Origin of the sequence: Kitasatospora sp. NPDC088861, assembly GCF_044750105.1 — a bacterium.
Lineage (GTDB): Bacteria > Actinomycetota > Actinomycetes > Streptomycetales > Streptomycetaceae > Kitasatospora.
This window is the reverse complement of record NZ_JBIVJF010000006.1, coordinates 71,575-97,723: the sequence shown is the minus strand read 5'-3', so window position 1 is coordinate 97,723 and position 26,149 is coordinate 71,575. Positions and strand designations below refer to the sequence as shown.

General features: G+C 77.0%; 8 protein-coding genes. 1 reads left to right on the top strand and 7 read right to left on the bottom strand.

What is annotated here, in order from left to right; genetic code table 11:
• Positions 1–48: 48 nt before the first annotated feature.
• The 7 genes from ACIP37_RS13645 to asnB form a co-directional block, all read right to left on the bottom strand.
• Entirely contained in the window at positions 49–8,730 is an 8,682-nt protein-coding gene (locus tag ACIP37_RS13645) for an amino acid adenylation domain-containing protein (protein ID WP_400806870.1), read from the bottom strand.
• Positions 8,727–13,199 carry an SDR family NAD(P)-dependent oxidoreductase gene (locus tag ACIP37_RS13640; RefSeq protein ID WP_400806872.1) on the bottom strand — a complete coding sequence of 1,491 codons (4,473 nt, stop codon included), beginning with the start codon at positions 13,197–13,199 and terminating at the stop codon, positions 8,727–8,729. Before ACIP37_RS13640 ends, ACIP37_RS13645 begins: the two co-directional genes overlap by 4 nt.
• A gap of 104 nt (positions 13,200–13,303) precedes the next feature.
• Positions 13,304–14,041 (bottom strand): aspartyl/asparaginyl beta-hydroxylase domain-containing protein, encoded by a 738-nt coding sequence (locus ACIP37_RS13635; protein ID WP_331744769.1) that lies wholly within the window; start codon positions 14,039–14,041, stop codon positions 13,304–13,306.
• Position 14,042: 1 nt separating this feature from the next.
• Positions 14,043–20,534: an amino acid adenylation domain-containing protein gene (locus ACIP37_RS13630; RefSeq protein ID WP_400806875.1), complete on the bottom strand. Its 6,492-nt coding sequence runs from the start codon at positions 20,532–20,534 to the stop codon at positions 14,043–14,045.
• On the bottom strand, positions 20,531–22,318 hold the full coding sequence (locus ACIP37_RS13625; protein WP_400806878.1) for a non-ribosomal peptide synthetase: 1,788 nt from the start codon (positions 22,316–22,318) through the stop codon (positions 20,531–20,533). The genes ACIP37_RS13630 and ACIP37_RS13625 overlap by 4 nt, the downstream gene beginning before the upstream one ends.
• Positions 22,315–23,058 (bottom strand): aspartate/glutamate racemase family protein, encoded by a 744-nt coding sequence (locus tag ACIP37_RS13620; protein ID WP_331745473.1) that lies wholly within the window; start codon positions 23,056–23,058, stop codon positions 22,315–22,317. The genes ACIP37_RS13625 and ACIP37_RS13620 overlap by 4 nt, the downstream gene beginning before the upstream one ends.
• Positions 23,055–24,938 (bottom strand): asparagine synthase (glutamine-hydrolyzing), encoded by a 1,884-nt coding sequence (gene asnB / locus ACIP37_RS13615; protein WP_363585488.1) that lies wholly within the window; start codon positions 24,936–24,938, stop codon positions 23,055–23,057. The genes ACIP37_RS13620 and asnB overlap by 4 nt, the downstream gene beginning before the upstream one ends.
• 311 nt (positions 24,939–25,249) lie before the next feature.
• On the opposite strand from asnB, the gene ACIP37_RS13610 reads away from it, so the two are divergent.
• Positions 25,250–26,083, top strand: coding sequence for an alpha/beta fold hydrolase (locus ACIP37_RS13610; protein ID WP_363585489.1), 834 nt, complete (start codon positions 25,250–25,252; stop codon positions 26,081–26,083).
• The last annotated feature ends 66 nt before the right edge of the window (positions 26,084–26,149 follow it).

Here is a 26,149-nt window from a genome sequence, read left to right as displayed (position 1 = left end):
GCCGACACCCGGCACGGGGTGCGGGGTGTCGGCCGCCGGCCGTCGGGGTCAGCCGGTCGGGCCGGTGCCGGAGCCGCCTCGGCGGGCGGCGCGGCGCCGTTCGTGGTGCTGCCGGCGGTCGCCGCCGGCGGGCTGCGCGGTGTCGGATGCGGCGGTGTCGGGTCCAGCGGTGTCGGGTCCGGCCGTGTCCGAGGCGGGCTCGGGTGCCGATGCAGCCGGTACCGCCTGCGGCGCCGGGGCGCCGGCCGGCCGGTCCAGCAGCTCGGCCAGGTGACGGATGGTCGGCCGGTCGAACATCTCGACCACCGAGAGCTCCTGCCCGAAGTCCTCGGCGATCCGCCGCTGGACCCGGACCAGGTGGATGGAGTTGGCGCCGGCCTCGAAGAAGTTGGTGTCGACGCCGACCTCCGCCCCGTCCATCACCTCCCGCCACAGCTCGGTGAGCCGCTCCATCGCGCCGAGCGCGCTCGGCCCGTGCGCCGCCGCTCGCGCCACCGGTGAAGCCGGGGCCGCCGCGAGGGCGGGGGCGACGGGGACGGCGGAGACGACGGCGGGGGCGGGCACCGCGGCGCCCAGCCGGGCGAGCGCCGCCCGGTCGACCTTGCCGTTGGCGGACAGCGGCAGCGCCTCGACCGCCCGCACCCGCTGCGGAACCATGTAGCCGGGCAGCCGCTCGGCGAGCGCGTCGCGCAGCGCGGCCGTCCAGTCGGTGCCGGAGCCGGGCTCCTCGGCGGACGCGTTCAGCGGTCGGCCGCCGACGAGCGTGTGCAGCACGCGCTGGCCCTCCTCCAGCCGCAGCGCCTCGCGCAGCGGATCCGGGAAGACGTCGCCGATCGGGCAGAGCGCCACCGCGCAGTCGGCGGCGCGGTGGCGCAGCAGCTGCGCCATCGCCCCGGCCTCCAACAGGCAGAAGCGGTCGGCGAGTTCGCCGTACACCGGGGCGATCGCGGCGGTCCGGGAGACCAGGAAGACGGCGAAGCCGGCCTGGTCGAGCAGCGGCCCGTTGGCCTCGCTGTAGAGCGCCCGGTCCAGCGCCCGGGCCGAGCCCGGTGCTCCGTCGAGGGCGACCAGCGCCGGCCCGGCCGGGTCGACGTAGTAGGTGCCGGCCGGCAGGCCCGCCACCCTGCCGGGGGCGACGGCCAGGTAGGTCTGCACCGGGTACAGGCCGCCGGCCGAGCCGTAGGCGTACCGGGGCACGCCGTCCTCGTCCTGGCGGGCGAGCACGGTCAGCAGCGCGTGCAGGTCGGCCAGCCGCACGGGGGCGTCGGCGAACCCGGTGGCGGCGCCGCGCAGGGCGGCGGCCCGGCGCAGGTCCAGGGTGTCGGTCGGCAGGGCGAAGGGCAGGACCTCACGGCCCGCCAGGTCGGCGCGGCGGCCGGGCTGGCGCAGGCGCGCCTCCAGCCGGCGGACCCGCTCGGCGTCCAGGGCCGGGGCCGCCGCGGGAGCGGGGGCGGCGGGCTGCGGCCGGGCGGCCTCGCGGACCACGAAGGCCGCGAGCCGGGCGCCGAGCCCGTTGCCCTCGACCAGCGCCGCCGCCTCCCGGACGCCGTCCATCCGGACCAGTGCCGATTCGATCTCGCCCAGCTCGATGCGCATGCCGCGCACCTTGACCTGGCAGTCCTCCCGGCCGAGGAACTCCAGCTCACCGTCGGGCAGCAGCCTGGCCAGGTCGCCGGTGCGGTACAGGCGCTCCCCGGTGACCGGGTGGGTCGGGAACGCCCGGGCGGTGAGCTCGGGGGCGTTGCGGTACCCGACGGCCAGGCCCACGCCGGTGATGAACAGGGCGCCGGCGACGCCGACCGGGCGCGGCCGGAAGGCCTCGTCCAGGACGACCATGCCCTGGTTCCGCATCGGCCGCCCGTACGGGATGCTCGGGCGGCCCGGCTCGACCGCGCCGATCGGGTGCAGCACGGACCAGATCGACGCCTCGGTGGCGCCGCCCAGGCTGATCACCTCGGCCTTGGGCGACAGCGCGCGGACGTGGTCGGGCATGCCGACGGGGATCCAGTCGCCGCTGAGCATGACCAGGCGCAGCGACTCCAGGTCGGCGGCCGGGTTGCCGCCGGCGTACGCGAGCAGCATCTCCATCAGCGCGGGGACGGAGTTCCAGACGGTGACGCCGTGCTCGGCGACCAGCCGGGACCAGCGCGCGGGGTCGCGCTCCTCCCCGGGCCCGACCAGCACCAGCGCGGCGCCGGCGGCGAGGGTGCCGAACAGGTCGTAGACCGAGAGGTCGAAGCCGAGCGAGGAGAGGCCGAGGACGCGGTCGGCGGGGCCGACCCGGAACCGGTCGTTGACGTCCACCACGGTGTTGAGCGCGCCGCGGTGGTCGATCATCACGCCCTTGGGGTCACCGGTGGAGCCCGAGGTGTAGATGACGTACGCGAGGTCCGCCGGGGTGGTGGGCGCCGGGGCCGGCTCGGCGTCGGCCGGGGCGGCCAGCGCCTGTTCGAAGCCCAGCAGGGTGACCCCGGCCGGCACCGCGCCGGCCGCGTCCCAGGACTCCCGGGCGAGCAGCGCGGTGGCGCCGGCGTGTTCGAGCGAGCGGGCGACGCGGGCGGCCGGCAGTCCGGCGTCCAGCGGCAGGTAGGCGCCGCCGGCCCGGATCACGCCGATCGCGGCCGCGACCTGCTCCCAGCCCCGGTCGGCGCGCACGCCGACCAGGTCGCCGGGGCCGACGCCGGCCCCGCGCAGCGCGTGGGCCACGGCGGCGGAGGCGCGCTCCAGCTCGCCGTAGGTCACGGTGCCGGTGGCGGAGACCACGGCGGTCCGCTCGGGGGCGGTGCGCGCCTGGGCGAGGAACGGCTCGTGCAGCAGACCGTCGGGCCGCGGGCCGTCCGTGGCGTTGAGCGCGCGGTAGGCCTCGGCGTGGGCGGCGGGCAGGGCGGCCAGGTACGGGTCCGTCCAGGCGTCGGGCCGCTCGGCGAGGGCGGTGAGCAGGCCGGTGTAGGCCTCGAACATCGCGTCGAGCAGGTCCTCGGGGAAGAGCTCCTCGACGGCGTCCCAGGTCAGCCGCAGCCGGCCCTCGTCCTCGGAGATCTGGTGGTCCAGCCAGACCTGGGGGGTCTGGGTGATGGTGTGGGCGACCCGGGCGCCGAGCTCCCGCAGCACCTGGCTGCCGCCGACCTCGCCGGCGCCGAGCTCGCTGGTGAAGACGACCGGCATGGCGGCGTCGGCCACCCCGCGTCGGCGGGCCAGGTCGCCGCCGACCCGCACGCCGCTGACCAGCTGGTGGTCCAGGTCCTCCCAGAGCCGGTCCTGGAGCCGGCGGGCCCGCTCGGCGAAGGAGCCGGCGGTCGCGCCGTCCACCTCGAAGAGGCTGAGCGCGGTGAAGTCGCCGACCATGGCGGCCAGGTCGGGGTGGTCGCCGACGCGGTTGAACAGGGTCAGGTTGAGGGTGAAGCGGTCGGCCGCCGCCCAGGTGCCGAGCACGGTGGCGTAGGCGGCCAGGGCGAGCGCCGAGGGTGTGACCCGGCCGGCGGCGGCCCGGCTCTTCAGCCGCTCCCACAGCTCGGCGGGCAGGTGCGCCTCGCGGCGGTGGAACCTGGTCTGCGTCAGCTCCTCGGGACGCCGCGCCAGCGGCAGCGCGGGGGCGGGCGGCAGGGTCTCCAGGCGGCCGTGCCAGTAGTCGAGGTCGCGTTGCAGCGCGGGGCCCTCGCGGCGGGTCCGCTCGGCCAGCACGTAGTCGCGGAACGAGAGCTCCATCGGGCGCGGGTCGAGCGAGCCCTGGTAGATCGCCAGCAGCTCGCGCAGCAGGATCTGCACGCTGCCGCCGTCGGCGATCAGGGTGTCGATGCTCAGGTGCAGCCGGGCGTCGGTGCCCTCGGTCCGGCTGGCGTGCAGCTCGAACAGCGGCCAGGTGTCGGCGGGCAGCACCTGGTGCGACATCCGGGCGCGGGTCCCGGCGAGGGCGGCGGCCCGCTCGGGCTCCGGCAGCCCGCGCAGGTCCTCGACGGCCAGCTGGTACGCGGGCACCTCGGGCAGGATGCGCTGGGTGCCGTCCTCGGCGAAGACCAGGCGCAGCGCGTCGTGCCGCCGCACCAGGGCCTGCCAGGCGTCCTGGAGGCGCAGCGGGTCGACGTCGGCGACGTCCACTTCGAGGTAGAGGTGGCAGGCGACGTCGCCGCCGACGGCGCCGCTGCGGCCGATCCAGTACGCGCGCTGCACGTCCGTCAGCGGGAAGGGCTCGTGGCGGTGGGCCGGGTCGGGCAGCAGCTCGACCGGTTGGGCGGGCGCCGCGGTGGCCCCGTCGGCGCCCAGCGCGTCCACGGCCCGGGCGAGGGCGGCGACGGTCGGCGAGTCGAACAGGGTGCGCAGCGGCAGCTGGACGTCCAGGTCGCGGCGGATCCCGGCGACCATCCGGGCGGCCAGCAGGGAGTGGCCGCCGAGCTCGAAGAAGTCCTCCTCGGTGCCGACCTTGTCGAGCGTCAGGGCCTCGCGCCAGATCGCGGCGATCCGCTCCTCGGTCGGCGTGGCGGGCGCGGTGCGGTCGCGGCCGGCGGCGGGGACGGTCTCGGGGGCGGGCAGCGCCGCGCGGTCGACCTTGCCGTTGCCGGTGAGCGGCAGCGCGTCGAGCGGGATGAACCGGGACGGGATCAGGAAGCCCGGCAGCTGCCCGGCCAGGGCGGCCCGCAGCTCGGCCGGGGCGGGCGGCGCGGCCGGGTCCTCGGGCACCAGGTAGGCGGCCAGCGCGGCCCGGGCGGTGCCCAGGCCGTAGGCGGTGACCACGCACTGGCGGATGCCGGGCAGCGCGGTGAGCGCGGCCTCGACCTCGCCGGTCTCGATCCGGAAGCCGCGGATCTTGACCTGGTGGTCGTTGCGCGAGAGGTACTGGAGGCGGCCGTCGGGCAGGGTGCGGACGAGGTCGCCGGTGCGGTACAGCCGGGCGGCGGGGTCGGCCGAGCCCGGGCCGGCTGACTCGGAGCCGGCCGACTCGGGGCTTGCCGAGGCGGGGTCGGTCGCCTCGGGGTCGGCGACGAAGCGTTCGTCGGTGAGCCGGGGCAGCCCGAGGTAGCCAGCCGTCACCCCGGCGCCGCCGATCAGGAGTTCGCCCGGCACGCCGACGGGCACCCGCCGCCCGTACGGGTCGAGGACGCGCACGGTGGTGCCGGCGATCGGGCCGCCGATGGTGACCAGACCCTCGGCCGGGTCGACCTCGGCGGTGGTGGACCAGACGGTCGTCTCGGTCGGCCCGTACATGTTGCGGATCGGGCCGCCGAGGTGCTCGGCCAGCCGGCGCACCAGCTCGGCGTCGAGGGCCTCGCCGCCGAGCAGCAGCTGCCGCAGGCCGCGCAGGGCCTGCGGGTCGGCCTCGTCGAGCAGGGTGCGGGCCCGCGAGGGGGTGCACTGCAGGTGGGTGACGCCGTGGGCGCGCACCAGCGCCGTCAGCTCGGTCTCGGCCGCGACCGCGAGGGCGGCCGGGGTGGGGGCCGGTGCGGCGGCCGCGGTGCGGCGCAGCTCGGCCAGCCGGGGCAGGGCGGCCAGCGCGACGTCGGTGTCGACGCCGAAGTCGACCAGGCAGCCGATCTCGTCCACGCCGGCCGCGGCCAGCCGGTGCACCAGCGGCAGGCACTCCTCGGCGGTGCCGATCAGCGAGCCGTGGCCCAGGTAGCGGGCGCAGGCGTGGTCGAGCAGGGCCTCCTGGTCCTCCGCGGTGAAGTCGTTGCTGCGCACGTCCATGCCGAGGCCGCGGGCCAGGTTCTCGATCAGGCCGACCGAGCTGCGCAGGTAGTCGCGGAACGGCTGCCAGGCGTGCGCCCGGACGTCGGCGGCGTCCGCGCCGACGTAGCTGTGCAGCATCAGGGTCACGTGCGGCTCGCCCGGGTGGCCGGCCTCGTGCCAGGCCTCCCGGTAGAGGGCGATCTTCTCGCCGAGTTCCTCGACGCTCTGGCCCAGCAGGTGGGTCAGCAGCCGGGCGCCGACCCGGCCGGCCGTCCGGCAGGTCTCGGGGTTGCCCGAGGAGGTGAGCCAGTACGGCAGCTCGGCCTGGACGGGGCGGGGCAGCACCTGGACGTCGACGGTGCGGCCGCCGGGCCCCTCGAAGGGGAGCCGCTCGCCGCGCCACAGCCGGCGCACCTGCTCGATCCCGCTGACGGTGAGCGCCTGGCGGTCCTGGTAGGCGTCCTTGGCGAGGACGAAGTCGTCCGCGTGCCAGCCCGAGGCGAAGGAGAGCCCGACCCGCCCGCCGGACAGGTTGTCGACGACCGACCACTCCTCGGCGACCCGGACGGGGTGGTGCAGCGGCAGCACCACGCTGCCGGCCCGGATCCCGATCCGCTGGGTGGCCTGGGCGATCGCGGCGGCCAGCACCGAGGGGGCCGGGAACGGCCCGCCGAAGGCGTGGAAGTGCCGCTCGGGCAGCCAGACGGCGGAGAAGCCGTTGGTGTCGGCGAAGCGGGCGCCGTCCAGCAGCAGCCGGTACTGGTCGGGGCCGGGCTCGGCGCCGGCGGTGTCGCTGGCGAAGTAGAAGAGGCTGAACTCGGGGACGGCCGGGGCGTCCTGCGAGGCCGGTGCGGCCGGGGTGGGGGCCGCCGTGCCGGGGTCGGGGTTGACCACGACGCGGTGGCCCCGGCTGAGCGTCCAGAGCAGTTCCAGGACGGAGATGTCGAAGGAGACGCTGGTGACGGCCAGCCAGGTGGCGGGCTCCCCGTCGTCCGCCAGCACGCGGTCCATCGCCGCCAGGAAGGCGGTGAGGTTGCGGCGCAGCACGACGACGCCCTTGGGGCGGCCGGTCGAGCCGGAGGTGTGGATGACGTACGCGGGGGAGTCCGGATCCACGGGTGCGGCTGTGGGCGCGGGTCCGGCGGACTCGGCCGGGGCGTCGAGGTCGAGCAGCGGGGCGCCGGCGGGCGCGGCGTCCCGGGTCGCGGCGTGCACCACGACCACGGCGGGCTCGGCGTCCTCGACCACGTGGCGCAGCCGGGCCGCCGGGTAGTCCGGGTCGAGCGGCAGGTAGGCGGCGCCGGCCCGGAGCACGGCGAGCATGGCGGCGGGCAGGTCGGTGCCGCGGCGCAGGCACAGGCCGACCCGGTCGCCGGGGCGCACCCCGGCGGCCTGGAGGCGGGCGAGCAACTCGTCGACCCGGGCGTCCAGTCGGGCGAAGGTGAGGGCCAGCTCCGGGCGGCCGCCGGGCAGCACGGCCTCGGCGTCCGGGCGGGTGCGCACGGCCTCGGCGAAGGCCGTCACGACGTCCGGCGCGTCCGCGGGCAGCGCCGGGCCGTCGCCGGCCGAGGCCAGCAGGGCCTGCTCGACGGGGGTGAGCGCGAGCAGTTCGGAGAGCCGCAGTCCGGGGTCGGCGGCGCCGCGGGCCAGCACCCGCTGAAGCGCCTCGGTCAGCGTGCGCACGGTGTCGTCGTCGAACAGGTCGCCGCTGAACTCGCAGACGCCTGCCGTGAGTTCGCCGTCACGGGCGAGTTCCAGGCTCAGGTCGGTGCGACACAGGCCGTTGTCCAGCTCGACCAGCTCGACCGTGACGCCGGGCAGGGCGATGTCGGGGGCGGGGACGTTGCGGTAGCCGAACTGCACCTGGTAGAGCGGGGCGTGGCTGAGGTCGCGGTCCGGGCGCAGCTCGCGGACCAGGCGCTCGAAGGGCACCTGGGCGTGGGCCAGCGCGCCGAGCGAGGTCTCCCGCACCCGGCCGAGCAGTTCGCCGAAGGTCGGGTCGCCGGAGAGGTCCGAGCGCAGCACCAGGCTGTTGACGAACATGCCGACGAGCCCGGCGAGTTCGGGACGGTCGCGGCCCGCGGTGGGCACGCCGACCACGACGTCCTGCTGGCCGGAGTGGCGCATCAGGACGGCTTGCCAGGCGGCCAGCGTGACCATGAACGGGGTGGCCCGGGCCGCCCGGGCCGCGCCCTCCACGGCCTCGGTGGTGGCGGCGTCCAGGGTGAAGTGCACCCGGCCGCCCCGGTGGCCGGGCACGGCCGGCCGGGGCCGGTCGGTGGTCAGCTCCAGGACGTGCGGGGCGCCCTCCAGCCGCTCGCGCCAGTAGCCGAGCGGCTCGGCCAGCGCGGTGTCGGTGAGTTCGCGGCGCTGCCACTGCGCCCAGTCGGCGTACTGCACGGCGAGCGGCTCAGGGGCCGGGCCGCCCTCGCGGAAGGCCCGGTAGCGGGCGCAGAGCTCCTCCACGAGCACCGCGCGGGACCAGGCGTCGCCGACCAGGTGGTGGTTGACCACGACCAGCAGGGCGCGCTCGGGCGCGGAGCGGATCAGCAGGGCGCGCAGCAGCGGTCCGTGCTCCAGGTCGAACGGCAGGGCCGACTCCCGCTCGGCCAGCGCGCGCTCCTCGGCCTCGCTCCAGCCGGCCTCGCCGCCGGCCGGCTCGACCACCCGCAGCACCGGGGCGGTGCGCTCCAGCACCCGCTGCACCGGGCCGTCCTGGCCGGCGGCGATGACGGTGCGCAGCGCCTCGTGCCGCTCCACCAGGCCGTCCAGCGCGGCCTCCAGCGCGGCGACGTCCAGCGGGCCGCTCAGGCGCAGGCCCACATACTCGTTGAACACCCCGAGCCCGGGGGTGAGCTGCTCCAGGAACCAGAGCCGTTCCTGGCCGAAGGACAGCGGCGCTGGCAGCGCCGGGTCGCGCGGCGGCACGGCGGGGGCGGTGGCGGCGGGGCCGGCCGTGGCGGCCGGGGTGGTGCCTGCGCGGCCCCGGGCGCGCGCCTCGAAGGCGGCGCGCTGCTCGGGGGTGAGCCGGGCGAGACGGTCCTCGCGGCGGCCTGCGGGGTTGGTCACTGGTTCTCCAGGTCGGCGAGGATGCGGTCTTCGATCTCGGTGGCGAGGTCGGCGACGCGGCCGCCCTCGAAGAAGACCCGGGCGGGGACGTCGACCTCGAACTCGGCCCGCAGCCGGGCCGCGATCTGGGCGGCCAGCAGCGAGTGCCCGCCGAGCTCCAGGAAGTCGTCGTCCACCCCGACCCGGTCGAGGCCGAGCAGTTCGGCGTAGATCTCGGCCAGGCGCTCCTCGGTCGGGGTGGCCGGGGCGGTGTACGGCGTGGCGAGCTCGGGGCGGGGCAGGGCCGCCGTCCGGGGGGCCTCGGCGGCCGGGGCGGCGGAGGTGCGCAGCGTGCCGTCCGCGATCGCGGCGCCGGCCCGGGCCACCACGGCCCGTCCGGGCGGGCCCTCCAGCAGGGCGGCGAAGGCGCGGGCGCCCTGCTCGGGGGTGAGCGCGCCGGCCAGCATGTCGGCCTGGAAGGCCCGCAGGGCCTCGGGGACCTCGGCCCGGCTGGCCATGCCGACGCCGGCCCACATGTCCCAGTCGACGGCCACCGCGTGGCGCTCGCCGCGCGCGGCCTCGGCCTCCGCGACGGCGGCGAGGTAGGCGTTGGCGGCCGCGTAGTCGGCCTGGCCGTAGGTCGGGATCAGGGTGGCGAGCGAGGAGCAGAGCACCAGCACCTCGGCCTCCCCGGGCCGCAGCGCGGCGAGCAGGTGGCGCAGGCCGGCGGTCTTCGGGGCGAGGACCGTGCGCATGCTGTCGTCGGAGCGCAGCTCGATGGAGCCGCCGCCGGGCACGCCGGCCGCGTGGACGACGCCGTCGATCCGGCCGAAGGCCGAACGGGCCTGTTCCAGCGCCCGGTCCAGCGATTCGGCGTCGGTGACGTCGGCCTGGACGGCCAGCACCTCGGCGCCGCTCTCGCGCACTGTGGCGAGCGCGGCCTCGTCGGCGGCGCCGCGGCCGAGCAGGACGAGCCGGGCGGCGCCGGCCCGGGCCAGGGCCCGGGCGAGGGTCAGGCCGATCCCGCCGATCCCGCCGGTGAGCAGCCAGGTGCTGCCGGCCCGCACCCGGGCCGGGGCGGTCGGGACGGGGCGCTCGGCGGGCTCGACCACGCGGGTGAGCAGAGCGCCCTCGCGCAGGGCGAGCAGCCGGGCCGGGCCGGTGAGCACGGCGCGCACCACCGCGTCGGCGGCGGCCTCGTCGAGCGCGGCGCCGACGGCGAGGTCGACCTGGGTGCAGCGCAGGTTGCGGTACTCCTCGCCGAGCACCTGGACCGGGCCGCTGAGCAGGGCCGCGGCGGGCCGGGGCTGCTCGCCGGGGGCGGCCGGGAAGGCCCCGGCGGTCACGACGCCGAGCCGGACCTCGTTCAGCACGCTCTCGGCGGACATCGCCCGGGCGAGGTGGACCAGGCCGAAGTAGCCGGCGGTCTCGTCCGGCGTCTCGTCCAGGCCCCAGGCGTACAGGACGGCGGTGGGCGTGCGGACCAGGCCGCGCAGGTCGGCCAGCAGCTTCGCGTACTGGGCCGGGTCGGCGGGGTCGAGCTCGTAGACGCCGCGGCGCACCCGGCGGTAGGCCGGGCCGGGCCGGACGGTGGTGACGATCTGGCCGCGCGCGGTCAGCAGTTCCACCAGGGGCTGGGCGGCGGCGGCCCGGTCCAGCAGGACCAGCCAGGTCTGGCGGCGGCCGGCCAGCGGGTCGTCCCCGGGGGCCTCGGCGAGCGGGCGCCAGTCGACGGTCGCGTGGACGGCGTCGAGGTCCGCGGCGGGCAGCGCGGTGGCGGGCGCCCGGCCGGGGACGGCGGGCTCGATCCAGTGCGGGAGCCGCTCGAACGGGTAGCCGGGCAGGTCGGCGGGGCGGGCGTCGGCGTCGACGGGCTCCCAGTCGACGGCGGCGCCGTGCGCCCACAGGCTGCCGAGCGCGAGGACGGCGCTGCCGGGCTCGTCCTCGGCGCCGCGCCGCCCGCGGGTGGGCAGCGGCGGCAGGGCGAGCCGCGGCCCGGCGGTGCCCTCGGCGGCCGCGCGGGCCAGGTCGGTCAGCACGCTGCCGGGGCCGGTCTCCACCAGCACCATCCGCTCGTCGAGCGCCGCCAGGCGGGTGAGCCCGTCGTGGAAGCGCACCGGGGCGAGCATCTGGCGCACCCAGTAACCGGGGTCGGTGGCCTGCTCCGGGGTGATCCAGTCACCGGTGAGGTTGGACAGGAACGGCACGGTGGGCTCGTGCAGCGTGACCTTGGCGAGCTCGGCCGCGAACTGCTCGGCGGCGGGCGCGCACAGGGCGCTGTGGAACGCCCGCTCCACCGGCAGGCGCAGGGCGCGCAGGCCCCGCTCGCCCAGCTCGGCGGCGGCCCGCTCGACGGCCTCGGCGCTGCCGGACAGCACCGAGGCGCCCGGTCCGTTGACGGCGGCGAGGTCCAGGCCGTGCGCGGCGGCGAGGTCGGCCGCGGCCGCCTCGTCCAGCGGGACGGCCAGCATCGCGCCGGGCGCGCTCTGCTCCATCAGCCGGCCGCGGGCGGCGACCAGGGCGAGCGCCTCGGGCAGGTCGAGGACGCCGGAGAGCAGCGCCGCGGTGTACTCGCCGAGGCTGTGGCCCAGCAGCGCCGCCGGGCGCACGCCCCAGTGCCGCCACAGCGCGGCCGTGGCGTGGCCGACCGCCAGCACGGCGGGCTGGGTGACGGAGCTGCGGCGCAGCAGGTCGGCGTCGCCGCCGCGCAGCAGCTCGACCAGGTCGAGGCCCAGGTGCGGGCGCAGCAGGTCGGCGGCCTCGTCCAGGGCGGCCCGGAAGACCGGGTGCGCCCGGTGCAGGCCCAGGGCCATGCCCGGGTACTGCGCGCCCTGGCCGGGCAGCAGGAAGGCGACGGGGGCGGCGCCCTGCCCGGCGCGGGCCCGGACCGACTCCCGGCGGCCGGCGCCGCGCAGCGCGGCCACGGCGGCGGCGGTGTCGTCCGCGACCACGACGCGGCGCTGGACCAGCTGGCGGCGGCCGGTGCGCAGGGTGCGGGCGACGTCGGCCAGCGGGCGGTCCGGGTGGGCGGCGAGGTCGTCGGCGAGCCGTTCGGCGGCGGCGTCCAGCGCGGCGGCGGTGCGGGCCGACAGCGGCAGGGCGACGGGGACGGCGTCCGGTGCGGCGGCCTCGCGCGGGGCCGGCTCGGGGGCCTGCTCCAGGATCACGTGCGCGTTGGTGCCGCCGATGCCGAAGGCGCTGACGGCGGCCCGGCGCGGGCCGTCGGCGACCGGCCAGTCGGTGAGGCCGGCCGGGACGAAGAACGGGCTGTCGGCGAGGCCGAGTTCGGGGTTGACGGCTTCGGCGTGCAGGCTCGCCGGGATGCGGCCGCCGCGCACCGTCAGGATGGCCTTGATCAGGCCGGTGACGCCGGCGGCGGTGTCCAGGTGGCCGAGGTTGGACTTGACCGAGCCCAGGCCGCACCAGCCGGTGGCGGACCTGTCGTCGGCGTCCTGCTCGGCGCGGAAGGCGGCGGTGAGCGCCTCGACCTCGATCGGGTCGCCGATCGGGGTGCCGGTGCCGTGCGCCTCGACGTAGCCGATGCTGTCCGGGGCGACGCCCGCGACGGACAGCGCCTCGCGGATCACGGCGGTCTGGCCGGCGACCCCCGGGGCGGTGTAACCCGCCTTGTTCGCGCCGTCGTTGTTGACGGCCGAGCCGAGGATGACGGCGTGCACCCGGTCGCCGTCGGCGAGCGCGTCGGCGAGGCGCTTGAGCACCACGACGCCCGCGCCGTTGCCGAAGACCGTGCCGGCCGCCTCGGCGCCGAAGGGCCGGCAGTGCCCGTCCGGGGACTCGATGCCGCCGGGCACCGGCAGGTAGCCGGAGCGGTGCGGCACGGTGACGGTGACGCCGCCGGCGAGCGCGAGGTCGCACTCCTCGGACAGCAGGCTCTGCACCGCGAGGTGCACCGCGACCAGCGAGGTCGAGCAGGCGGTCTGCACGCTGACCGCCGGGCCGCGCAGGTTGAGCTTGTACGCGGCGCGGGGGGCCAGCTGGTCGGGCTGGTTGCCCTGGAAGAGCATCGGCACGCCGAGGGAGTCCCGCAGGTCGGTGCGCGGCAGCAGGTTGTGGATCAGGTAGGTGCTCAGCAGCGACCCGGCGTAGACCGCGATCGGCCCGCGCGCCCGGTCGGGGTCGCAGCCGGCGTCCTCCAGCGCCTCCCAGGCGCATTCGAGGAAGATCCGCTGCTGCGGGTCGATGACCGAGGCCTCCAGCGCGTTGTAGCCGAACAGCTGGGAGTCGAAGCCGGCGACATCCGCCAGCACGCCCTTGGCGGCCACGTACCCGGGCTTGCCGGCCTCGCCGTCCGGCACCCCGGCGGCCCGCAGCTCCTCGGGGCCGAACCGGCTGATCGCCTCGGTGCCGGAGGCCAGCAGCTCCCACAGCGCGTCGACGGAATCGGCTCCGGGGAAGCGGCCCGAGAGGCCGACGACGGCGACCCGGCCGTCGGTCTCGGCCTCGTCGGGAATGACCGGCTGTGCGTTCAAGGTGTTCTCCGTGGGTGAGGTGGGCTCCGCGCGCGGCGGGGCGGGCAGGACCGGGTACGCGGCCGGGGCTCAGACCGCCATGGGGTTCAGGGCCGCCGTGCGGCTCAGACCGCCATGAGGTAGCGCTGGAAACGGGGCATCAGGAACTCCAGGGCCCGGACCTCGACGGGCGTCAGCTCCGGGTGCCAGACGTCCCAGAGCAGGACGGCGCGCTGCTGGGTGCCCTTGTTCCAGGCCTCGTGGATGAAGCTGTCGTCGAAGAGGATCACCTTGCCCTCCTCCCAGCCCCGCTCGTCGTCGCCGACCTTGATGGCGCAGCCGGGCGGCACGATCAGCGGCAGGTGCGCGGTCAGCAGCAGGTTCACGCCGCCGGTGTGCGGGGTGATGTGCACGCCGGGGTTGAGGATGGTGAACATGCCGTCGCGCGGCCCGTGCGGGCTCGCCGAGACGGCGGCGTGGGTCTCGGGGCAGCGCTCCAGGACCTCGTCGCGCCAGCTGCCGTTGCGGTACAGCTGGTAGGTGTCCCAGCCCTGCCAGCCGAGCTCCTTGGTGTACAGGTCCTCGTACGGGGCGAAGCGGGCCTGCTCGGCGCGCAGCTCCAGGAACTCGGCCTTGATCCGGTCGTACGCCTCCTCCATCCGGGCCACCCAGGGCAGTTCGGCGGTGTCGTGCCAGGGCAGGGCGCTGATCCCGGGGAAGAACAGCCGGGTCGGCTCCTGGTCGTCGTGCAGGTACTCCGGGGCCTGTTCGCCGGTGAGGATGCGCAGGCACTCCTCGACCCGCTCCAGCCCCTCGGTGCCGAGGATGCCGTGCAGCTCCGTCATCACGCCCTGAACGTCCATGTCAGTCCCTCCCTGTCGGTGCGGTCCGGGTCGTCGGCCCGGCCGGTGTGTGCTGGTCGGCGGCCGGGCCCTCGGCCCGGTCCCGGGCCTCGCGGCGGGCCCTGGCGCGGGCCCGGACGGCGCTCTGGCGGCGTTCGCCGCGCGGCTCGGCGGTCTCGGCGGCGGCTCGGCCGTCCGGGGCGGCGCCCTCGGTGAGGCCGGCCGCGAACTCGGCGATGGTGGGCCGCCCGAAGACGTCCACCAGCCGGACCGGCCGCTCCAGGCGGCGGGCCAGCTCCAGCTGGAGCCGGGCGGCCAGCAGCGAGTCGCCGCCGGCCTCGAAGAAGTTGGTGTGCCGGCCGACCGGGCCGCCGCCCAGCAGCCGGCGCCAGGCGTCGGCGACGAGCTGCTCGACCCCGGCCAGCGGGGCGGCGTCGGCGGGCCGGGCGGCGGCCCCGGGCAGCGGCAGCCGGGCCCGGTCCCGCTTGTTGGTGCGCGTCCTGGGCAGCGCGTCCAGCAGCAGCACGGTGTCCGGCACGACCGCGGCCGGGAGCCGCTCGGCCAGGTGCGCCCGCAGCTCGGCGCCGGTGACCCCGGGCGCCGCGACGGCGTAGCCGACCAGTCGGCGGGCCCCGCCCTGGCCGTGCGCGGCGGCGGCCGCTTCGCGGACCCCGGGGTGCAGCTCCAGCAGCGCCTCGATCTCCTCCAGCTCGATCCGGTTGCCGCGGATCTTCAGCTGGCTGCCGATCCGGCCGACGAACGCCAGCTCGCCGTCCGGGAGGCGGCGGCCCAGGTCCCCGGTGCGGTACAGCCGGCCCCCGGCCTGCCAGGGGTCGGCGACGTACGCCCGGGCGCTCTCCTCGGGCCTGCGGTGGTACGAGCCGGCCAGGAAGTCGCTGCGCAGGTGGATCTCGCCGACCACGCCGACCGGGCAGAGCCGGCCCCGGCGGTCCAGGACCACCGCCTCGCGGCCCGGGATCGGGCTGCCGATCGGTACCCCGGCCGGGAACTCCTCGCCCGTCGCCAGCTCGCGGTGCGTCGCCAGCACGCACTCGGTGGGCCCGTAGAGGTTGTGCAGCCGCGGCCGGTCGGGGCGGTGCGCCCAGGCGGCGGCCAGGGCCACCGGGAGCACCTCGCCGGCCATCAGCACGTGGGCGAGGTCCGGCAGGTGCGAGCCGGTGGCGTCCAGCGCCTCGGTGACCAGTTGGAAGAAGGCCGGGACGGTCTGGATCTGGGTGATCCGCTCGGCCCGCAGCCACCCGGCCACCGCGAGCGGGTCGCGGCGCAGCCCCTGCGGCGGCAGGCAGAGCACCGCGCCCGAGCAGAGCGCGGCGAACACCTCGGTGTACGCGGCGTCGTAGGTGAACGGGGCCCACTGGGCGATCCGGCTGTCCGGCCGGATGCCGAAGTGCTCGCGCTGCCAGTGGGCGAACTGGGCGAGCGCCGCGTGCGGCAGGGCGATGCCCTTGGGCGTGCCGGTGGAGCCGGAGGTGTAGACCAGGCAGAGCGGGTCGCCGGGGGCGGCGGGCGAGGCGGCCGGGGCGGGGCCCGCGGGCTCGTCGGCGGCCGGCACCCGCGGGTCGACGACCTCGACCGGGATACCGGCGAAGTGCCCGACGCCTTCCCGCAGTTCGGGGTGCAGGGCGAGCGTGCTCCCGGCGGCCAGCAGGCACACCGGTTCGGCGTCGGCCAGCAGCGCGGTCAGGCGGGCGTCCGGGTCGGCCGGGTCGAGCACCGCGAAGGCGGCCCCGGTCTTGGCGACGCCGAGGATCGCGGCGCTCTGCACCGGGCCGGCGGGCAGCAGCACCGAGACGAACCGGCCGGGGGCGGCGCCGCGCTCCAGCAGCCGGGACGCGATCCGGTCGCTCCAGACGTCGAGCTGCCGGTAGCCGACCGTCACGTCCTCGGCCCGGATCGCGGGGGCGTCCGGGCGGGCGGTGGCCCGGGCCCGGAACAGCTCGGACACCGAGACGGCGTGCTCGGCGCGCGCCTCGCCCGCGGGGCGGGCCGGGCGCGGGGCGGGCAGAGCGGGGTCGGTGAGCGCGACGGCGTCGAGGGGGGCCTGCGGCGAGGCCAGGGCGGCGCGCAGCAGGACGTGGAAGTGCCGGGCGAAGCGGTCCGCGAACTGCGGGCCGAAGCGGTCCGTGGCGTACTCCAGGGTGCCGGCGATCCGGTCGGCGCGCTCGTCCAGGGCCAGGGTCAGGTCGTACTTGGCCGCCCCGGTGGGGACCTGGCGCAGCACGCCGGCGGCCGCGCCCAGCCGGACGTCGGCCGGCGGCGCGTCCTGGAACACCAGCGAGGCCTGGACCAGGGTCGGGCGGCCCGGGTCGCGGGGCAGGCCGAGGCCGGCCACCAGCCGGTCGAAGGCGACCAGCGGACGGCCGAGGTCGCCCGCCAGCGCCCGCCCGGTGCGGGCGGCGAGCTCGGCGAAGGACGGCGCCCCGGCCAGGTCCACGCGCACCGGCAGGGTGTTGGCCAACGAGCCGACCAGCGACTCCAGTTCGGGCCGGTCGCGGTTGGCGACGGGCACGCCCACCAGCACGTCGTCACTGCCCGCGTAGCGGCCCAGCAGCGCCGCGTACACGGCGAGCAGCAGGGTGAAGGGCGTGGTGCGCAGCCGGGCGGCGCCCTCGCGCAGCGCGGCCGTCAGCTCCGGGGCGAGCGCCACCGGCAGGGCCTCGCCGGCTCCCGTCGGCCGCGCCCGGGTCGGTGCGTCGGCGGGCAGGTCGAGCACCCCGGGGTGCCCGTCGAGCCGCTTCAGCCAGTACTCCAGGTGTTCCTGACGCAGCGTCAGGCCCGCCTCGTCGGCGCAGCCGGCCGCGTAGCCGGCGAAGTCCAGGTCGAGCGCGGGCGGCGGCTCGGCCAGCCCGAGACGGGCGGCGTACAGCGCGGCCAGCTCGCGCACGGCCACGCCGATCGACCAGCCGTCGACCGCGAGGTGGTGCGCGGTGCACAGCAGCACCGAGCGCTCGGGGCCGGTGCGCACCAGGGTGAGCCGCAGCGGCGGCTCACCGGCCAGGTCGAAGGGGCGCACCGCCTCCGCCCGGGCCAGCTCGGGCACCTCCTCGGGCGCCGCGTCCAGGACGGCCAGGGCCGGTGCGGCGGGCGGCGCGAGGACCAGCACCGGGCCGTCCTCGCGCAGCTCGCAGCGGGCGGCGAGCACCGGGTGCCGGGCGGTCAGGTCGGCGAGTGCCCCGGTCAGGGCCGCCTCGTCCACCGGCCCGGTCAGGTCGAGCGCGGCGGGCAGGTGGTAGGCGGGCGAGTCGGGGGCCAGGCGGTGCAGCAGCCACAGCTGGCGCTGCTGGTCGGTCATCGGGACGGCGTCCGGGGCCGGCCCGGCCGTCCGGACGGCGGGCGCAGGGGTGGCGGGCCGCACCCGCGCCAGGGCGGCGGGGGTGGGGTCGGTGTAGAACTCGGCGAGCGAGGGCGCGGCGCCGAAGCGGGCCCGGACCCGGCCGAGCAGCCGGGTCGCGGCGATGGAGTTGCCGCCGGCGGCGAAGAAGTCGTCGGTGGTGCCGACCCGCTCGGGCGGCAGGCCCAGGACCTCCGCCCAGAGCGCGACGGCGGCCCGCTCGGCCTCGGTGACCGGTGCGCTGCGCCGGGCGGCGGTGAGCTCCCCGGCGCGCAGCAGCAGCGCCGGCCGGTCCACCTTGCCGCTGGTGTTGAGCGGCAGCGCGGGCAGCGGGGCGATCACCCCGGGGACGGCGGCGGCGGGCAGCCGCTCGCGCAGGTGCCGGCGCAGGCGGTCGGGCAGCCCGTCGTCCCCGGTGCGGGCGGTGACGAAGGCGACCAGCCGGGGCCCGGCGGGCTGCCCCCGGTCCACGACCACCGCCGCCTGGCGGACCTCGGGGTGGGCGGCGAGCAGGGACTCCACCTCGCCGACCTCGATGCGGTGACCGAGGATCTTCACCTGCTGGTCGGCCCGGCCGAGCACGACGATCCGGCCGTCCGGCAGGTGGCGGGCCAGGTCGCCGGTGCGGTAGACGGTGCCGCCGGCCGGGTCGACCGGGTCGGCCACGAAGGCGGCGGCGGTCAGCTCCGGGCGGTTGCGGTACCCGGCGCTGACGCCGGCCCCGCCGATCACCAGCTCGCCGACGGCCCCGCGCGGCACCGGCCGCAGCCGCCGGTCCAGGACGTAGCAGACGGTGCCGGCCACCGGGCGCCCCACCGTGACGCCCTCGCCGGGCAGCACCCGCCCGACGGTGGACCAGATGGTCGTCTCGGTCGGCCCGTACAGGTTCCACAGCCCGGCGCAGCGAGCCAGCAGCCGATCCGCGAGGTCGGCGTCCAGGGCCTCGCCGCCGCACAGCGCCCGCAGCCCGGGCCGGCCCGCCCAGCCGCCGTCCAGCAGCCCGCGCCAGAGAGAGGGGGTGGCCTGCATGACGGTGGCGCCGCTGCGCTCCAGCAGCGCGCCCAGCGCCTCGGCGTCGCGGACGCTCTCGCGCGGGGCGACCACGACCCGGCCGCCGGCCAGCAGCGGGGCGAACAGCTCCAGGACGGAGATGTCGAAGGTGATCGAGGTGACGGCGAGCAGGGTGTCGTCGGCCCGCAGGCCCGGCTCGGCGCGGACCACGCTGTGCAGCAGGTTGGCGACGCAGCCGTGCGGCACCGCCACGCCCTTGGGCAGCCCGGTGGAGCCCGAGGTGTACATCAGGTACGCGAGGTCCTCGGGGCCGGCGCCGGGCAGCGGCTGCCCGGTCCCGGCGTCCGGGCCCTCGTCGAGCAGCGCGGCCGGGTCGGCGGCGGGCAGCCCCTCGGCGGGGTCGCCGATCAGCAGGCGGGCGCCGCTGTCGGCGAGCACGTGCTCGGCCCGCGCGGCGGGCATGGCCTCGTCCAGCGGGACCAGCACGGCCCCGGCCCGCCAGATGCCGACGATCAGCGGCACCAGCTGCGCGCCGCGCTCGACGCGCAGGGCCACCCGGTCGCCCGGCGCCACGCCGTGCCGGGCCACCAGCCGGCGGGCGACCAGGTCGGCGGCCGCGTCGGCCGCGGCCCGGTTGAACGCGCGGCCGGGTGACTCGACGGCCGGTGCGGCGCCGTCCTGCCGGGCGAGTTCGCGCAGCGCCTCGGGCACGGTGGCCCAGGCGCGCTCGGCGTCGGGCGCCCGGTTGAAGTCCACCAGGACGCGCCGGCGCCGGCCTTCGGAGAGCACCGGAAGCTCGGCCAGCGGCCGGTCCGGGTCGGCCGCGGCGGCCTCCAGCAGGCACAGCAGCGAGTCCGCGAAGTCGGCCGCCGTCGCGGGGGCGAGCAGCGCCGTGCGGTACTCCAGCGTCGCGTCCAGCGCGCCGGAGGGGCGCGGGCGCAGGAAGAAGGTCAGGTCGTACTTGGCCGTGCCGCTGTGTGAGGGCGCCGGGGAGGTGGTGACGCCGGGCAGCTCCAGGGTGGTGGTGGGGCCGCTGTGGAAGGAGTACATCAGCTGGAACAGCGGCGTGCGCCCGCCCGCGGCCCGGCCCAGCCGCTCCAGGACCAGGTCGAAGGGGGTGTCGCGGTGGCGCAGGTCGGCCTTCAGGTGCCGGCGGGTGCGGGCCAGGGCCTGCCGGAAGCTCGGCTCGCCGCCGAGGTCGCTGCGGTGGGCGACGAGGTTGAGCAGCGGTCCGACGACGCCGGCCAGCGCGGTGCGGCCGCGGGTCGCCACCGGCATGCCGACCACCAGGTCGTCCTGGCCCGTCCAGCGGGCGGCGGTGGCGCAGAAGGCGGTGAGCAGCACGGTGGACAGGCTGGCCAGTTCGCCCCGGCCGAAGGCGCTGAGCCGGGCGGCCAGGTCGGCGGGGACGGTGAAGTGGTGCAGCGCGCCGGCCGCCGGGTCGCCGCCGGGGCCGACGTCGGACGGCAGGTCGGCGGTGGGCAGTTCGCCGCCCAGCCGGGTCTGCCAGTGGTCGATTCCGCCGGCGTGGCTGGTGTCGCTGTCGTCGCCGCGCTGCCAGGCGGCGAAGTCGCCGAAGTCGGGTCCGGCGGCCGGTTCCTGGGCCGGGTCCGGGTCCGGGGCCTCGCCGCCGAGTTCGGCGGCGTAGCAGGCGGCCAGCGACTCCAGGAAGACGCCGAAGCCCCAGGCGTCGACCACGATGTGGTGGGCGGTGAACAGCAGCAGCGAGCGGTCCCCGCCCAGCAGGAACAGCTGGGTGCGCATCAGCGGGGGCCGGCCCAGGTCGAAGGGCACGGCCACGGCGCGGGCGGTGAGCTCGGCGAGCCGGTCCGCGCGCTCGCCCTCGGGGACGCCGGTCAGGTCGACGGTCTCGACGGCGGGGCGGACCAGGCCGGCGAACAGCTGCCACGGCTCGCCCGCCCCGTCGGCGGTGACGGCGCAGCGCACCACCTCGTGCCGCCGGGCGACGGCGGCCAGCGCCCGTTCCAGGGCGGCCACGTCCAGCGGGCCGCTGACGTGGAAGGCGGCGCTCTCGTTGTGCAGGGCGGTGCCGGGCAGCACCTGCTCGGCCCGCCAGATGGACCGCTGGGCGTAGGACAGCGGCGCGCGGGCGCGGTCGCCGCGCAGCGGCAGGGAGGTGTCGCGGCTCATCGGCGGCCGCCCTCCGGCGAGGCGTCCGCGCGGCCGGCGGCGACGGCCGCGGCCAGCCCGGCGACGGTCGGGTCGCCGACGTACACCCGCAGCGGCACCTCGACGCCGAAGCGGGTGCGCAGTCCGTCCAGCAGGCGGGCGATGCCCAGCGAGTCCCCGCCGAGCAGGGCGAAGTCGTCGTGCCGGCCGACGGCGGGCACGTGCAGCAGCTCGCGCCACAGCTCGGCGATGCCGGCCTCCAGGCCGTCCAGCGGCTGTTCGCCGGTGCGCCCGGCCAGGGCGGCGGCCGGGCTGGGCAGCGCCCGCCGGTCGGCCTTGCCGCTGAGGGTGCGCGGGATCGCGGCGAGCCGCAGGTACAGGGCGGGGCGGGCGGGGGCGGGCAGGCCCTCGGCGGCGTGCGCGCGCAGTTCCTCGTCGGTGGCGCCGTCGGCGACCAGGTAGGCGCAGAGCACCGGTTCGCCGTCGGCCTCCTCGACCAGGGCGGCGCAGACGTCCGCCACCGCGGGGTGGCGGCGCAGCAGGTCCTCGATCTCGCCGAGTTCGACCCGGGCGCCGTTCACCTTGACCTGCTGGTCGCGGCGGCCCAGGACCTCCAGGGTGCCGTCGGCGCCGAGGCGGCCGAGGTCGCCGGTGCGGTACCGGTCCGGTGCGGCGAAGCCGCCGGCCGCGTCGCCCAGGTAGCCGCGCAGCGGGAACGGGGTGTGGATCTCGATCTCGCCGATCGCGTCCACCACCGGGCGTCCGCCGAACAGCACCGCGATCTCGACCCCGGGCATCGGCCGGCCGGCCGGGACGGTCTCGGCCTCGGCGTCCTCGGCGGTGAGCCGGCGGAAGACCTTGGTCATGGTGGTCTCGGACGGCCCGTAGAGGTTGACCAGTTCCTTGCCGTCCCCGAACAGGGCCCGCCACCAGGCGATGTCGGCGGGGCGGACCGGCTCCCCGGCCATCAGCACGCTGCGCAGCCGCGGCAGGGAGTCGGCGGCCAGCCCGGCGGCGCGCAGGGTGCGGAACACGGTGGGCACGCAGTGCAGCAGGTCGACCTGCTGCTCGGTCAGCCAGCGGGCCAGGGCCGCGCCGACGGGGATGGCGCCGGGCGCCGGGAGCACGGCGGTGCCGCCGGCGCACAGCGGGACGAGGGCGTCGCGCAGGAAGGCGTCGAAGCCGGGGGAGGTGAGCATGGAGATCCGGGTGCCCGGGGCGATGCCGAACTCGGCGATCTCCCAGTCCAGGAAGTGCGCGACCGCCTCGAAGCTGCCCCGGATGCCCTTGGGGCGGCCGGTGGTGCCCGAGGTGAAGTAGACGTAGCCGGCGTCGGGGCCGCTGATGCCGGTCCAGTCGTCGGCCGCCCAGGGCAGCGGGGTGATCGACTCGGCGGCGAGCAGCGGCAGTTCGCCCTGTCCGGCGACGGCCAGGTGCTGCCCGGCGACGGTCGGGCCCGGCCCGGCGGCGGCCAGCGCGGAGCGGCCGGCGGCGTCGGCGAGCACGGTGCCCGGCCGGAGGTCCTCCAGCAGGGCCGTCCAGCGGGCGGCGGGCTGGCGGGTGTCCACCGGGGCGAACGGGCGGCCGGTGGCGGCGCAGGCGAGGATCGCCGCGACCACCGGGACGGGGTCCGCGCAGGCGACCAGGACCGGGCCGGTGCCGGTGGCGAGGCGGTCGCGCAGGCCGGCGGCCAGCCCGGCCAGCTCCTGGTGGCTCCAGACCCGCTCGGCGGTGGCGAGGGCGGGGGCGGCGGCTCGGCGCTCGACCTGGTCGGCCCAGCGGTCGAGGATGCTCGTGTGGCTCACAACTCTCCGTTCATGATCCGGTGGGCCACGACCGTCAGCGGGTCGAGGGAGGGCAGGGCCTCGCTCAGACCGGCGTCCTCGATCGCCCTGGTGACCAGGTGCAGCTCGGTGCAGGCGGCGACGAAGGCCCGCACGCCGTAGCGGGGCAGGGTCTCGCGCAGGAAGTCGATGGTGCGGGCCGGGTCCTCGCCGCGCTTGAGGCGGTGGATCTCCCGGTGCAGCGCCTCCTGGTCCGGTGGGCGCAGCGCCACCAGCTGGCCAGCGGCCCGGGCCCCGGCGGCGCCCGAGGTGAGGATGCCGGCCCGGGCGGTGCCGGAGGAGCAGAGCAGCAGGTGCGGTTCGCCGGCCGCGGCCAGTTCCTCGTGCACCACGTCGACCAGCGAGACGCAGCGCGCCGCGAGGTCGGCCGGCAGGTCGCCGAGCACGTGGTGGGCGGTGATGCAGGCGATCACCACGCGTTCCGCGCCGGCGGCCAGCAGGCCGCGCAGCGAGGACTCCACGGCGCGGCGCAGCTCGTCGAGTTCGCCGCTGCCGATGGCCTCGGTGCGGTCCACCACGGCCGGGTCGGACCAGAGCAGCACCCGGGGGGTGTCCTGCTCGGGGTGGAGCCGGCAGGCCCGGTAGACGGTGCGCAGCAGTTCGACGGAGGCCAGCGGGCCCATGCCGCCGACCACCCCGACCAGCGGGTGGCGCGGGCGGGTGCCGGGGTCGGCGATCGGCCCGGCGGCTGTGGCGGTCATCCCAGGCACGGCAGATCGAACTCCTCGACGAAGAGGGCGAAGGTCGCGACGAGCATCAGGTAGTCGGTGTCCAGGTGGGCGTGCACCTGCTGGCCGTCGCCGCGCTGACGCTGCGTCAGGGCGGCGACGGTGTCCGGGTCGAAGTAGCCCTGGCGGCGGACGGTCGCGGGGGAGACCAGCTCCTCGAACCAGTCGGCGCCGGTGCTCAGCAGGTGGCTGCTGGTCTGGCCGCGGAAGCCGTACTTCTGCCGGCTGAGCACCTCGCCGGGCACCAGCCCCTCGGCCGCCCGGCGCAGCACGGCCTTCTCCCGGCCGTGGGCGAGCATCAACTCCGGTGGCAGCGTGGTGGCGTGGTCGACCACCGCGTTCGCCAGGAAGGGGAAGCGCAGCTCGACGCCGTTGGCCAGGGCCATCCGGTCGCCGTGGTCGCCGAGCAGGTGGTCGGCGAGCCGCAGGTGGTAGTCGAGGTAGGAGCGCTGGTGCAGCGGGTGGCGCCCGGACAGCCGCTCGGGGTCGACCAGGCGCTGGTTGGTGACGGAGAACTCGTCCAGCCCGTAAGCCAGGTCCTCGGCGTACAGCTCGCGGCGGAACTCCTGGGCGGGCAGCTGGTCCTGCTCGTAGCCGAGGTCGACGCCCCACATCCGTTCGCGGATCTCGCGCTCCAGCCGGGCGTCCAGGCCGGTGAGCCGGCTGCCGCCGAGCCCGGTGGCGTCGAAGCGGTAGCCGGGGTAGCCGCCGAACAGCTCGTCGGCGCCCTCGCCGCTGAGCGCGCCGACCGTCCCGGCGGCGCGGACGGCCTCGGACAGCGCCAGCGAGCAGACGTTGTACGACTCGCGCACGGGTGCCTCGGCGTGGCGCACCATCGCGGTGATCCGCTCGGCCACCTCGTGCTCGCCGACCGGGACTTCGTGGTGCTCGGTGCCCAGCTTGGCGGCGACCAGCCGCTGGTGCGGGCCCTCGTCGAAGTCGCGGCCGGGGAAGGTGACGGAGAAGCTGGGCCAGGCGTGGCCGGGCCGGGCCCGGGCCATCAGGGCGCCGATCAGGCTGGAGTCGAGGCCGCCGCTGAGGTACATGCCGATCGGCACGTCCGCGAGCAGCCGGCTGCGCACGGCCCCGTCGAGCAGTTCGGCGGTGCGGTGGGCGTACCGCTCCAGCTCCCGGTCCAGGGCCTCGGGGGCCACCGGGTCGAGGTCGGCGGCGAGCGGGAAGTCGAGGTCCCAGTACCGTTCGGTGCGCACGCCGGAGCGGTCGGCGATCAGCCGCTCGCCGGGGCGCAGGGCGCTGATGCCCTCGAACATGGTGCGCGGGCTGACCAGTCCGGGCAGCGTCAGTACCTGGTCGAGGCCGCGCAGGTCGACCCGGGCGCTGACGGCCGGGTGGCGCAGGATCGCCTTGATCTCGGAGGCGAAGATCAGCTGGCCGTCGGCGACGGTGTAGAAGAGCGGGACGATGCCGGCCCGGTCGCGGGCGAGCAGCAGCCGCTGTGCGGTCCCGTCGTGCAGCGCGAAGCCGAACTGGCCGTCCAGGTGGGCCGTCAGGTCCTCGCCGTACTCGCGGTACAGGTGGAGCAGCACCTCGGTGTCGTTCTCGGTGCGGAACCGGTGGCCGCGGCGGCTCAGCGCGGTGCGCAGCTCGCGGTGGTTGTAGATCTCGCCGTTGCAGACCGAGACCAGGGTGCCGTCCTCGGTGCGGTGCGGCTGGTTGCCGCCGGCGAGGTCGTTCAGGGCCAGCCGGCGAAAGCCCAGGCACAGGCCGTCCGTGGCGTAGTGGCCGTCGTCGTCGGGGCCGCGGTGCACCAGGCACGCCGTCATCTCCCGGACCACGGCGGCATCGGCCGGGCGACCGCCGCCCAGGACGAATACGCCGGTTATTCCGCACATTCTGTCCGCCCTCTCCCGTCGTGCGTTCGGAACTCGTCGTCGGAACTCGCCGATCGAAATACTCTGGAAATATCCGAAAGAAACCCGGACGAGGAGCACCGTAACAGAGCTCGGTGTTCCGGGAAAGACTCAAGATCCTTATGCGCCAACCAACTATTTCAGGGCACAACTGAGCTGCGGCATCGCCCGGTTGGACCTTCTCGGGGCATGCCGGAATACGGGCTGGACCAACCCGTGAATTACCGCATAAAGTCGTGCGGGAGGCCTGTTCAGGCTTCGCGTAATTGACTGGGGAAGAAAAAGGAGCAGCGATGACCGGTTCGTCCGCCGTACAGCACGACGAGGTGGCCCGATGGACGCCGTGGCACCGGGACGCCGCGCCGAACGGGCGGTCCGGGCCCGTGCGCGTCTACTGCCTGCCGCACGCCGGCGGCTCCGCGAGCGCCTACCTGCCGTGGGCCCGGTCCGGCGAGCAGCCGGGCCTGACGATCGTTCCGGTGGAACTGGCGGGCCGGGGCACCCGCCTCGCCGAGCCGCCGTCGGCCGTCATGGACGAGGTCGTCGACGGCCTGCTCGCCCTGCTGGCGAGCCGCCCGGCGGACGAACCGTTCATCCTCTTCGGCCACAGCATGGGCGCCCGGATCGCCTACGAGACGACCCGCCGGCTCGCCGCCGAGGCGCTGCCGCTGCCGCTGTCCCTCGTGGTCTCCGGCGGCCGGGCCCCCGGCACGCCGGACGTCACCCGGCTGCACGGACTCACCGACGACGAACTCCTGGAGCGCATCGTCGGCCTCGGCGGGACCCCGGCCGAGGTGCTGGAGTTCGCCGACCTGATGCAGATGATCCTGCCGGTGCTCCGGGCCGACGTCACCCTGCTGGGCGAGTACAACGACCGGATCCGGCCGACCGTGCTGCCCTGCCCGGTGCTGGCGCTCGGCGGCGCCGACGACCTGATGGCCGGACCGGAGTGGATCACCGGCTGGCGGTCCACCACGGCGGCCGGCTTCCGCCACCGCATCCTGCCGGGCGACCACTTCTTCCTGCACCAGCAGCGGGCCGAGGTGCTCGCGGAGCTCGCGGCGCAGGCCCGGGCGTGCCTGGACACCGCGGACGGCCCCCAGGAGGGCCGGGCGCCGGGCGCCTGACCCCGGCCGCCCGGTTCCGTACGACGGGGCCGGGCGGCGGGTGGCGGTCCGTCCGGAACGCTCCGG

Coding starts and splice junctions, on each gene's coding strand:
- ACIP37_RS13635 (WP_331744769.1), bottom strand. CDS start 14,041: ATGGACGTTCAGGGCGTGATGACGGAGCTGCACGGCATCCTCGGCACC.
- ACIP37_RS13630 (WP_400806875.1), bottom strand. CDS start 20,534: ATGAGCCGCGACACCTCCCTGCCGCTGCGCGGCGACCGCGCCCGCGCG.
- ACIP37_RS13620 (WP_331745473.1), bottom strand. CDS start 23,058: ATGACCGCCACAGCCGCCGGGCCGATCGCCGACCCCGGCACCCGCCCG.
- asnB (WP_363585488.1), bottom strand. CDS start 24,938: ATGTGCGGAATAACCGGCGTATTCGTCCTGGGCGGCGGTCGCCCGGCC.
- ACIP37_RS13610 (WP_363585489.1), top strand. CDS start 25,250: ATGACCGGTTCGTCCGCCGTACAGCACGACGAGGTGGCCCGATGGACG.